Raw genomic sequence first — 11,407 nt, forward strand, 5'->3', positions numbered from 1 at the left:
AACCGCGGTGGACTTCAGGGGCCATCGCGGTTTTTCATTGCACTTTAGAAATTTTCGGGAGGCTCACATGCGCCTGTTCTGTTCGATTGCTGTTGTTCTGATGGTAACGGGAAGTGCACTCGCCGATCCCCTGCCCTCGTGGAACGATGGAGCAGCTAAGGCACAGATTATTGATTTCGTCGGGTCTGTTACCGACCCTGCCTCACCTGAATACGTTACCCAGAGCCACAGGATCGCTGTATTCGACAATGACGGGACACTTTGGGCCGAAAAACCTGTCTATTTCCAACTGCTTTACGCCCTCGACAAACTGAAACAAAAGGCGGCCGCCAATCCTGAAATATTGACCAGTGCAACGTTGGAAGCTGCGGCGGCTGGCGATATGGAGGCAGTGGCAAAGTCAGGTGAAGAGGGCCTGCTGGAAATAGTCATGGCGTCCCATGCCGGGCTTTCAGTAGATGAATTCACACAAGACGTTGCCAACTGGATAGAGAGCGCAAAACACCCTACAAAAAATGTGCCTTATACAGACATGACTTATCAGCCGATGCTGGAGTTGTTGCGTTTCCTCAGGGACGAAGGCTTTGACACGTATATTGTGTCCGGCGGTGGCATCCATTTCATGCGGGCTTTCGTCGAAAGGGCTTATGGCATTCCTCCGGAAAAAGTAATCGGCAGTGCAGGAGTGACACGATACGCCGTGGTTGAGGGCGTTCCGACGATTTTAAAGGATCCCGGAATTGCGTTTATCGATGACAAGGCCGGCAAACCGGTGGGGATCGACAACAAGATCGGTAAAAAACCGATTTTCGTGGGCGGCAATTCGGACGGCGATTTTGAGATGCTGGAATGGGCGACGTCAGGCGACGGTCCCAGGTTTGGGCTCATCGTTCATCACACGGATGCAGAACGTGAATGGGCTTATGACCGGAACAGTCATGTTGGCAAGCTTGTCAGAGGACTGGATGAGGGACCGGATCGCGGTTGGTTGCTTGTTGATATGGCGAAAGACTGGAACCGTGTGTGGAGCGGCTCTCCAAATTGAGGCCTATTAGCCATAATTCCTTGCCTCTTTGTTCGACTGGAAACCTTCATGTGCGGCACCCGAGATCAGATCAATGAGCTGAAAGAACGAATGCAACAGTCGATAGTCGGTCAAGTCGATGTCATTGATCGCTTGATTATCGGACTGCTTGCGAATGGAAACCTGCTGATCGAAGGCCTGCCTGGTCTGGCGAAGACAAGGGCGATCAAGGCGCTCGCGAAAAACTTGCAAGCTGACTTCAGTCGTATCCAGTTTACACCGGATCTTCTTCCTTCGGACGTGACCGGGACGGAGGTTTATCACCAGTCGGGTGGTGCGGGAACATTTCGCTTCGAGAAGGGCCCCATTTTCGCAAACATAGTACTGGCAGACGAGATCAATCGCGCTCCAGCCAAAGTGCAGGCAGCATTGTTGGAAGCCATGGAAGAACGGCAAGTAACCGTTTCGGGTAAAACGCATGAAATGGCGCCTCTTTTCATGGTTATGGCCACTCAGAACCCTGTTGAGCAGGAAGGCACCTATCCACTGCCAGAGGCCCAGATGGACAGGTTCTTGATGCATGTGCTGATCAGTTACCCTCCTGTCGAAGATGAGGTGAAAGTCGTCCAATTGGTGCGAGACGAAGAAAAAAAGGCTGTCGCTGCGAGCCAAAACGACAAAACAAAGTTGCCTCGCGAGGAACAAAATACTCAGGTCTCTCTGGAAACCGTCTTTTCGGCACGTGCGGAAATCGGAGCCATCGCGGTGTCGCCGGCAATTGAGCGTTATATGGCCGATCTCGTCCACGCAACGCGCAATCCGGACAGGTTTTCAAACGACCTGGCTAATTGGATCGAACTGGGAGCCAGTCCGCGTGCATCGATTGCGCTCGACAAGTGCGGGCGTACACATGCCTGGCTCGCCGGTCGCGACTATGTTGATCCTCTGGATGTCCAAGCTATCGCTTACGATGTGCTTCGACACCGATTGACCATCAGCTTTGAAGCTGAGGGAGATGGCGTGACGCCAGACGAAGTCGTGAAAGAGATCATCAAGAACGTTGCCTTGTCATAGGCGTGCTTCAACAAGGCAGGACCAATCCACATGAGGGATCGCGCCGCAAGAGTTCGAACGGGACTGGTCAGGTCAAGCCCGGCCAAGTCGAACCAGGGCGACCTGCGCATCCATGTCACTTTGGATCACCTGAAATCCCTGGAGGGACGTGTCAGGTCATTGAGGCTTCTTCCCTCAAATCAACCATCCTCGAGTGTCTTGAACGGTCGACATGCATCGCGCCTTCGCGGAAGGGGGCTGAATTTCGAAGAATTACGCGGATATCTGCCCGGAGATGACCCGCGCACAATCGATTGGAAAGTGACCGCGAGAACGGGCGAGCCTCATGTTCGGGTTTACAGCGAAGAGCGTGACCGCCCCACTCTTGTTGTTGTTGATCAACGCATGTCCATGTTCTTTGGAACCCGGCACGCTATGAAATCCGTAACGGCTGCAGAAGCTGCTGCCCTTATTGTTTTCAGAGTGCTGGATCAGGGCGATCGTATCGGAGGTATTGTCTTCGGAGATGAGTTGCTGAGTGAAGTGAGACCGAGAAACAGCAGAAAAGCTTGCCATCGTCTCCTTTCCGCGCTGGAACGCGCTAACCGGATGTTAAATGCGTATGCACCATCCGATCAGAAACCGATGGGTCTCAACCAACCGCTTTCTTTGGTCGCGCGTAGCGCAAGACGGGATCATCTGGTTGTCATCTTGAGCGACTTCGATGGTATCGACGGCCGTACCGAGACCTTGATTGCCGGTATTGCACGCCGAAACGACGTAATTCTGTGCCCGATCACGGATCCCATATCCCAGGAGATTCCAAACGACTTGAAAATCGTCGTTTCCGATGGCGAGTTACAGGTCGAACTCGACACAACTCACGGCGAAGTGCGAAAGCGCCTTGAAACGTTTTCCAAAGGCCGACTTGCTGATCTGCTTCATTGGCAAAAACGTCTCGGTTTGGTTGTCCTTCCACTGAGCGCAGGAAAAGACACACTTTCTCAACTGCGAATACTCACCGGCGGAGCACCTGAAAACCGGGGGACTGATCTTTGAAAGAAAACTGGAAAGGCCTTACGCTACCTGAGCTTTTCGAGTTGCTGGAGCCAGTGCCGGTCCCCCAACCAGTTTCAATGGCGCCTCAAACGGCCGGCTGGATATTGCTCGGATTGCTTCTTCTGGCGATTGTGCTTGCATCTGTCTGGATGGCGATCAGACACCGTCGCAAAAACGCCTATCGCAAACAGGCACTTAGAGAGCTTGAGACGTTTTCGAATGACGCGGCACGGATTGCGGAAATCGTGAGACGGACAGCCCTCACCGCCTATCCGCGCACCGAAGTTGCTTCTCTTCATGGTGCCGACTGGCTTGCGTTTTTGGACCGAAGCTATAATGGATCTGGGTTTTCTGCAGGCCCCGGGCGGCAAATCGCGCACGCACCATACAAACAGCAAGACACATCCTCCGATCTTTATGATGTTGCGCGGACCTGGATCTCTACGCATCAGGCGAATTTGTCATGATCGAGTTCAACGCGCCCATTTTGCTTCTGCTTCTGCCTCTGCCTTTTGCCGTCTATTTCCTGGTTCCCGCGCACCGTGAAAGAGTGTCGGCCCTGCGCCTGCCATTCTTCAGGCGACTGGCAGCTGCTGTGGGGAAAGAGCCCAAACCTGGCTCAGTCGTTTTTTCACGATCGGTCGTTCAAGTTGTTGCTGCCGGGCTGGTCTGGACGTTTGCAGTTTGTGCCCTTGCCGGCCCTGAAAAAGTCGGAGACCCCGTCGTACTCGAAAAGGCAGCGCGGGATGTAATGCTCGCAATAGACATTTCCGGCTCGATGGATCAGAGAGACTTTGTGGCATCCAATGGGGAGAAGACGCAAAGACTGGAGGCTGTCCAACGGGTGGTTGGAAGTTTTGTTGCTGAGCGGGATGGCGATCGCATTGCGTTGATCGTGTTTGGCGCAAAAGCGTTTGTGCAAGCCCCCTTCACCGAAGACCTGGAGAGTGTGCGAGCGCTTCTTGATCAAACCGAGGTTGGCATGGCAGGACCGCACACCGTACTCGGCGATTCTATCGGTCTGGCAATCAAGACGTTTCAAGGAAGTGAGATTGCCGACAAGTTGTTGATAGTGTTGAGCGACGGTGCGGACACCGGCAGCCGAATGACACCAATCAATGCAGCGGCGATCGCAGCAAAGGACGGAATTGACATCATAACGATCGGTGTCGGTGATCCGGCAGGAAGCGGTGAACAAAAGCTCGACGAGGCAAGTCTGAAAGATATCGCTGAACAGGCTAATGGATCCTATTACTTTGCTGGAGACGAGGCTGCACTTTCCGACATTTACAAGCGTATCGACGCTCAAGAGCCTCGCGCGGTCGAGACGTCAACATACCGGCCGAGAGAAAGTCTCGGATATGTCCTGCTGGCGCTTGCAGCATCTACAGGTTTTTTCGCCTTGCTTCTTCTGCATGTTCTAAAAGAACGCCGGAGGCTTGCATGATACCGGACGGATTTTTCGACAGCCTTTCCGTGTTTCATTTTATCCGTCCTTGGTGGCTCTTGTTTTTGCTTCCAGTCGGAATGCTGTGGTGGTTGGTTCGGGGTGCTGCTGGTCGGTCTGCATCAATTCCATCTTCAATTGCGCCGCACCTGGCAAGGGCACTACAGGTGGGTTCACAAAGCAAGCAAAGCATTCGACCGGTTGATAGCGCGGTTCTTGTTCTTTCACTTCTCGTGTTGGCAGCTGCCGGACCAACCTGGTCACGAATTCCAAACCCACTTGTTTCGGACACTGCCCCTCTTGTTGTCGCGCTGAAGGTCACAAAGTCGATGATGCAAGTCGACATAGCTCCAAGCCGACTTGAGCGCTCGAAACAAAAGGTCCTTGATCTTTTGACTGAAAGATCCGGTGCAAAGACCGCACTGGTCGCATATGCCGGAACCGCACACCAGGTTGTGCCGCTAACGGAAGATCCGGCCGTCCTGAAACCGTTTCTGGAAGGGTTGGATCCGTCGATCATGCCGAAGAATGGCACCAGCTTGCAGGCCGCTCTCAAACTGGCTCAGGACATTTTGTCTTCGCAGGATGTTCCCGGTGCAATCCTGTTCATGGCCGATGAGATCGCGGATGCGGATACAGCGGTTTTGTCACAACATGCTCAAGGTGCCAATTCGCCTGTTTTGTTCTGGTTTTCCTCCCGTGATCAAGAGTCGAAGTCAAAACTGAGCGCTTTGTCAGGGTACCAGGTGGTCGAAATGACACCGGACAGCAAAGACGTTGTTCAAGTATCTCGAAACATCAACGCGGTATATGAAGCAGCTCTCGCGAATGATGAACGTCAGAAATGGAGAGACCAGGGGCGCTTCTTGGCATTTCCGGCGGTATTGATCATGCTCTTTTGGTTCCGCAGAGGATGGACGATGCAGTGGGCTGTTGTACTGCTATCAGCCGGGGTTTTTCTGCAGTCTTCCGAAGTGCGTGCTGACGGGTGGAAAGACTGGTTTTTCACACCCGATCAACTGGGGCGAATGGCCTTTGAAGACAAGCAATATGAAAAGGCCGCAGATTTGTTTCAAAACCCGATGTGGAGGGCCTTTTCACTCTACAGGCTCGGAAAATATGAAGATGCTGCTGAGCTGTACTCCTGGCAGGAAAGCGCGGACGCTGCCATGGGTGAAGGCATGTCATTGCTCCGATCACGGGCCTACAGACCAGCAATTGCAGCGTTTGAAAAGGCTGTTGCTCGCGATCCCAACAACAAGGCTGCGCAGCACAATCTGGAGCTTGCGCGGTACATACTTGAATATGTCGAAACAACACGCGAACAATCCGATACCGGTAAAAGTGGGATCGGCGCAGACGATGTTGCCTTTGACAACGAGGCGGGGCGCGGCACCCAAACGCAACAGCCAACCGGTGAAGCTCTGCCTGAAACAGCCGAGCAATGGATGCGAACAGTTGATACGCGAACGGGAGATTTTCTGAAGACCCGCTTTGCATTGGAAGCTGCAAGGGGCGCTCAATGAGACATTGGCTGACGCTGCTCATTTTTATCTTTGCAGGCCCAGTGCTCGCACAAGACGACACGTCACCGATCGTGCGATCATCGCTTGAACAAAATACGGCAATACCCGGGCAACCGCTGATCTATCGCATCAGTGTACTTGTACCCACCTGGTTGCCCTCGCCTCCGGTGTTTCCGAGTATTGAAGTGCCAAATGTCGCAGTCCGTTTGCCTTCAAGAGCCAGTGGACCGATCAGTGATACGATCGATGGAGAAACCTGGTCAGGTGTTGCCCGGTCCTATCGACTGTATCCCATGACGGCTGGCCGATTTGAAATACCGGCTGGACTGTTGACAGTCACCTATGCCGACCCGCAAACCAGCCAGCCAGTCGTCGTCGACGCGCAAACCGAGGCTTTTGAGATAATCGGCAAGTTTCCGGAAGGCGCGGATACCCTGAAACCGTTTCTAGCAGCACGTAAACTGACACTAGACCGAACTATTGACGGAGTCACAAACGAACTCAGAGCCGGAGATTCGCTTTCGCTTAGCACCTCTGTCAGCGTAAGCGGTGTTTTGCCCATGTTCGTTCCCCCGCTTACTCCAGACGAAACCGTTTCTGGGCTGGTCTTCTATCCCAAAGAACCTGTTCTGGAAGAGGGTGAAAACCGGGGCATTGTCGAGGGCATAAGGTCAGAAGAAGTAACCGTGATGCTGGAGAATGCCGGAAGCTACCGGATCGGTGAATTCTCGATGTCCTGGTACAATCTTGAAAGCGGCAAATTCGAGACGAGTACTGTTCCGGCGATTGAGTTTGACGTCGCTGGAACCATACCTGCCAATGAACCGGTATCGGAGAGTTTCAACACCAGATCACTTCTTTCTGGAGTGTTGGCGATTATGGTTGTTGCAGCCTTTTTTGTTCTCTTCATCAAGGTGTACGGACACCCCTTACTGAGGTGGATCAAAAACCGTCTAAACGGATACAAACTCTCTGAGTTTCATGCTTATCGAATGCTCAGGCACTCGGTTCGCAGCCGTGATTATCCGGGCACACTAATGGCAGTTGCCGGCTGGAAGGAAAGGATTGGTCGACATTGTGCATCGCTTGATATGACCAGCGTTGACGACACTCTTTTTGCACTCGGCAAGTCACAGTTCGAAAACAGTTCAAACCATGGTTCAAATCGGGAAAATGAAGCCTGGAAATCGGTGTTGAATTCCGTTTCAAAACTCAGGCAGCAAGCGCGCATCGAGCAAAGGAAGAAGCTTGGGTCTTCCTTAAAGGCTTTAAACCCCACCTGATACGTTGTTCAACTGGCCTTCGCGGTTTGCCCCATAAGCACGGGCACAACTTTGTCGGGTGTTCCCATCATGGCAATTTGTCCCGATTTCATGACCACCACACGATCCGCCATTTTCATGTGGCTCGGGCGTTGAGTGTTGACGAGGACCGTTGCCTTGCCCTTGAGGTCTGCAATCATCGCCATAAACTTCTTGTCACCTTCAAAATCGAGATGCGTTCCCGGATTGTCGAAGAGATAAAGCGGCACCGATTTGACCAGGGCACGTGCAAGGACAATCCGCTGTTTCATGTTGTCCGGGATCTGAGCCAGGCTTTCATTGTTCAACCTGGTTTCAAGGCCTTCAAAGTTTTCTTCAAGGAAAGACAACAGTCCCAAATCATCAGTAATTTCAAACAGTCTCTGATCGCTGGCACCCGGATCTGAAAGAAGCAGGTTCTGCTTTACCGTGCCATAAAAGAAGTCAAGATCGTCCGGAGCATAGCCGATGGCAGAGCGCCATTCCGCCGCATCAAGCTGCCGAACATCCAGACCATCAAACAAAATCGAGCCGACCTGAGGTTGGAACAATCCGGTAATGGACTGAAAAAGAGCCGTTTTGCCGGATCCGCTGGGACCAGTAAAAGCGATCATCTCGCCCTGCTTTACAGTCAGTTCCATTCCTTTCAACGCGGCTTCTGTGGCACCTGGATATCTCAGAACCAGAGACGCAATTTTCAAATCACCGCGTATGTCGCGAGTGATCTTGGGTAGATGACCGGGTTCCCGCTCGAGGGGTACCTGCATCAAGTTGTTGATCTGTTCAATCACGGTGCGGCTTTGAGCCAGCTGAGTGATACTCAGGAATGCCTGGTTCATGGGATTTAGCACTCGCCAGGCTAATGCCATTGTTGCGATAAGTGCACCCATGCTCATATCGCCGTTCATGACTTGCATGGCACCAATTCCAAGCACAAGCACTCCGCAGATGGTCATCAAGGTCTGCGAAACGGTCTGAAGAACCAGGGTCAGAGTTCGAGCATGCAGGTTCAACTTGTTGAACGCCGTGGACATGGTTGAAAACCGATCAAGCCAGATGTCTTCCACGGACAGATTGCGCAAGGCCCTCTGATTGCGGAAGGTTTCGATCATGAAACTGTTCAGCTTGGACTTTTGGTCGCCAACTGACGCAACTTCACGCTGGACCTTTGGGAGAACATAGACCGCCAGGAGACCATAGATCACAAACAGTGCCAGTGGTGGCAACGCAACAGGTCCGCCAATCAGGAAGATGGCTGTAATGAATATCAGACTGAAAGGAATATCCACCATCGCGTTAAAGAGCGAGCTTTGAAAAATGTCCCGTACACTGTCGAAATATCGTAGACGCATGACCTGCGTCCCAATCGGCGCCTCGGACAACATCGAATAAGGAAGATGCAGGATGCGCTCAAAAGTCTTGTTTCCCACGATCGCGTCTATACGGCCACCAAGATAGGATTGGAGCCAAGTCTTTGTTTTTCTGAGCGCAACTTCACTCAGCAAAATGATTGCAATACCAACGGCCATGGTCAGAAGCACATTGACCGATTTGGCGCCCATAGCCTTGTCGTAAATGGCCATGATGAAAAGTGGCGGCCCCAGAGCCAGCAGGTTTAAAACGAAGCCGAGAGCCAAGATGGCAACAATGCTCGTACGGAATCGTTTTGAGACCCCTGAAAACCAGGTCCTGTTGCCAGACGTCTGATCTGCTGTATCGTCTTCGCTGATCAGATAGATAGTGTCTTTCTGGATTGCATCCGGCGCGATTTCAACGGCTGAGGCATTTGTGCCGGAGTAAGCTCGAAAGGCACCTGTGTCTGCACAACCGACAATTACCAGAACATCGCCTGAAGTTACCAGCAAACAGGGAAACTGGGATTGGGACAGATCTTTGGCGCTGCCCTTGTAAAGGACGGTGTTGACGTTCAACCGGTTCAAAACCACCCGCAAATCCTGGATGGTTTCAATCTTGTCGAAATGCGGTAACGCCTCGAAGAGCAATCGATCATTGCCTTGCCAGCGCATCTCGCGAAGCAATGGAACCAGGCAGTTTTCAGCGGCTGGAGCACCTTTTCGCGTTGAACCGGATTGGTATTCCTGCTTCGTGGCTGAAGACAGTTCGGCGGAAAGGTCCTGCCATTGCCGGTGAACCGCGTTGTCCGTGAACTCAATGTCGTCAAGGTCAAATAGGTTTCTACTCATGCCGGGCGGCCCTCCGCCAGCTGACGATCAGCGTCAAACGAAGCTTCCAATGCATGGATCTGCCCGTCTCTCAACTCGAACTGATGATCAGCTACTGCAAGCATGGATGGCCGGTGACTGATAATGACAACCGTCAAATAACCTTTCAGACGCATCAGGGCCTTGATGAGACTTTTTTCAGCGAGTTGATCCAATTGGGCATTGGCCTCATCCAGGATCAGAATTTTGGGTTCACCCGCCAATGCACGTGCAATACAGATGCGCTGAAGTGTCGACGTTGGAACCTTCCCGCCAAGATCTGATCCCAACAGTGTTTCATAGCCCTTCGGCAGAAGGTGGATTTCCTTTTCCAGACCAATCAGCTTTGCCGCCATGCGAGCATGAGCGATGTCGGCAACAGCTCCGAACATGGTGATGTTTTCAAGTATTGTGCCGTTGAAGATCGCCGATTGATTGTCGACATATGCCACGGTCCGACGAAGCGCGTGCTCATAGGGACCGTCATAGTCAAGGCCTCCAATCAGAACGTGACCTGAAGTGGGTTTCAGCTCGCCCGTCAGAATCTTCATCAGTGTAGATTTGCCGCTTCCGTCCGCACCGCGAAACCCGACGAACTGGCCCGTTTCGACCGTCAGGTTCAATTTGGAGAAGACCTGACGTCCGGTATCGCCCTTGTCGACGTCGACATTGACCAGATTGATCGATCCGTCGGTTTCACTGCTGATCGCTTCTTGTATCTTGACTTCGGACAACGAAAACAACTCATGCACCTGGGAATAGTCATGTTTCAGACGCTGCATGTCGGTGAGTTGATTAATCGCCCTCATAAACGGTTGTATGAACTGGCCAGACAGCAGAGTGCTGGCGGCAACACCACCGATGCTGAAAGTGCCATGGATGACCATCAAGGCTCCAAAGATCACGACCAAAACTGTGGTCAAGGTGCCGAAGAGAGCCGAGGCATCCCTCGCCTGTCCAGAAAGCCGCATATATTTGGCACTGAGATTGGCAGTTGCGCGCTGTAGCCGTTCAAACCGGCGCATGATCAGCGCTTCCATGGCTTGTGACTTCACGGTTTTAGCGCCGGAAAGTACTTCCAGGACAAAGTCTGACTTTCGATCGTCCTGTTCTGCCCTTTCGGCAACAACTTGTTGCAGATATTTGTTCCGCTTCAACGCAAAGAGCAAAAAAAGCCCGAGTAACGTGACAGGCACGAGCGCCAGCGGGCCACCGATAAACACGAGTACTGCAAGAAAAATTCCGCCAGCGGGCAAATCAATTGCAAGCAACCTTCCCTGATCACCGTAATGGTCCGCGATAGACTGGAGAGACCTAAGCTTATGAACTTGCACCGATACGGGCGTCTTTGAGAAATCGGCTGGGTCCGCATCGAGGACGCGGCGGAACAGTTCTGTGTGTGCCTGATGGTTGAAACCTGCTCCAAGACGGCCGACGACTGCTGCGCGTGCGATCTTGAAAAAGGCATCGACTATCAGGACGCCAGAAACGCCAAGCATAAGCACCAGCAGCGTATCGGTGGAAGCGTTTGGAAGTACCCGGTCATATACCTGCAGGATTGCCAGCGGCATCGCCAGCCCAAATATATTCGCAAAAATCGACGCAACGACGACTTCCCTCGGCAATCCGGGCGAGGAAATCCATTTGCCGGTTGGGGAATGTTTCACCCTTAGCCGGGGCAAAAAGAACGATGAGAACACAGATTTCAGCATTGGTTTGACGCGGGTCGAGTAGCTACACATTCAAACTGTGCTGATCAGGTTTAAAAAGCGTTT

Annotated in this window: 9 protein-coding genes; 7 read left to right on the forward strand and 2 right to left on the reverse strand. The window is 52.5% G+C overall.

Annotated elements, in window-relative coordinates; translation table 11 throughout:
* The first annotated feature begins 67 nt into the window (after nt 1-67).
* The 7 genes from ACZ1HV_RS02200 to ACZ1HV_RS02230 are packed head-to-tail and all read left to right on the forward strand — an operon-like array spanning nt 68 to nt 7,392.
* Nucleotides 68-1,045, forward strand: a complete 978-nt coding sequence (locus tag ACZ1HV_RS02200; RefSeq protein ID WP_472717182.1) for an HAD family hydrolase — start codon at nt 68-70, stop codon at nt 1,043-1,045.
* 48 nt (nt 1,046-1,093) lie between these two features.
* On the forward strand, nt 1,094-2,098 hold the full coding sequence (locus ACZ1HV_RS02205) for an AAA family ATPase (RefSeq protein WP_472717183.1): 1,005 nt from the start codon (nt 1,094-1,096) through the stop codon (nt 2,096-2,098).
* A 30-nt stretch (nt 2,099-2,128) separates the two neighbouring features.
* The gene (locus ACZ1HV_RS02210; protein ID WP_472717184.1) at nt 2,129-3,136 is read left to right on the forward strand and encodes a DUF58 domain-containing protein; all 1,008 of its coding nucleotides are present in this window, start codon (nt 2,129-2,131) and stop codon (nt 3,134-3,136) included.
* The gene (locus ACZ1HV_RS02215; protein ID WP_298962922.1) at nt 3,133-3,603 is read left to right on the forward strand and encodes a DUF4381 domain-containing protein; all 471 of its coding nucleotides are present in this window, start codon (nt 3,133-3,135) and stop codon (nt 3,601-3,603) included. Before ACZ1HV_RS02210 ends, ACZ1HV_RS02215 begins: the two co-directional genes overlap by 4 nt.
* Nucleotides 3,600-4,583, forward strand: a complete 984-nt coding sequence (locus ACZ1HV_RS02220) for a VWA domain-containing protein (RefSeq protein ID WP_472717185.1) — start codon at nt 3,600-3,602, stop codon at nt 4,581-4,583. The genes ACZ1HV_RS02215 and ACZ1HV_RS02220 overlap by 4 nt, the downstream gene beginning before the upstream one ends.
* Entirely contained in the window at nt 4,580-6,109 is a 1,530-nt protein-coding gene (locus tag ACZ1HV_RS02225) for a VWA domain-containing protein (RefSeq protein WP_472717186.1), read from the forward strand. The genes ACZ1HV_RS02220 and ACZ1HV_RS02225 overlap by 4 nt, the downstream gene beginning before the upstream one ends.
* Nucleotides 6,106-7,392: a hypothetical protein gene (locus ACZ1HV_RS02230; protein WP_472717187.1), complete on the forward strand. Its 1,287-nt coding sequence runs from the start codon at nt 6,106-6,108 to the stop codon at nt 7,390-7,392. The genes ACZ1HV_RS02225 and ACZ1HV_RS02230 overlap by 4 nt, the downstream gene beginning before the upstream one ends.
* 8 nt (nt 7,393-7,400) lie before the next feature.
* On the opposite strand, the gene ACZ1HV_RS02235 is transcribed toward ACZ1HV_RS02230, so the two are convergent.
* The gene (locus tag ACZ1HV_RS02235) at nt 7,401-9,614 is read right to left on the reverse strand and encodes a peptidase domain-containing ABC transporter (RefSeq protein WP_472717188.1); all 2,214 of its coding nucleotides are present in this window, start codon (nt 9,612-9,614) and stop codon (nt 7,401-7,403) included.
* On the reverse strand, nt 9,611-11,299 hold the full coding sequence (locus ACZ1HV_RS02240; protein ID WP_472717189.1) for a peptidase domain-containing ABC transporter: 1,689 nt from the start codon (nt 11,297-11,299) through the stop codon (nt 9,611-9,613). Before ACZ1HV_RS02240 ends, ACZ1HV_RS02235 begins: the two co-directional genes overlap by 4 nt.
* Between the last annotated feature and the right edge of the window lie 108 nt (nt 11,300-11,407).

It is taken from the genome of Roseibium sp. JB4-4, assembly GCF_055693425.1.

Bases quoted from the DNA above. Each gene is read 5' to 3' on its own strand.
- ACZ1HV_RS02200 (WP_472717182.1), top strand. From the start codon at position 68: ATGCGCCTGTTCTGTTCGATTGCTGTTGTTCTGATGGTAACGGGAAGT.
- ACZ1HV_RS02205 (WP_472717183.1), top strand. From the start codon at position 1,094: ATGTGCGGCACCCGAGATCAGATCAATGAGCTGAAAGAACGAATGCAA.
- ACZ1HV_RS02210 (WP_472717184.1), top strand. From the start codon at position 2,129: ATGAGGGATCGCGCCGCAAGAGTTCGAACGGGACTGGTCAGGTCAAGC.
- ACZ1HV_RS02220 (WP_472717185.1), top strand. From the start codon at position 3,600: ATGATCGAGTTCAACGCGCCCATTTTGCTTCTGCTTCTGCCTCTGCCT.
- ACZ1HV_RS02225 (WP_472717186.1), top strand. From the start codon at position 4,580: ATGATACCGGACGGATTTTTCGACAGCCTTTCCGTGTTTCATTTTATC.
- ACZ1HV_RS02230 (WP_472717187.1), top strand. From the start codon at position 6,106: ATGAGACATTGGCTGACGCTGCTCATTTTTATCTTTGCAGGCCCAGTG.
- ACZ1HV_RS02235 (WP_472717188.1), bottom strand. From the start codon at position 9,614: ATGAGTAGAAACCTATTTGACCTTGACGACATTGAGTTCACGGACAAC.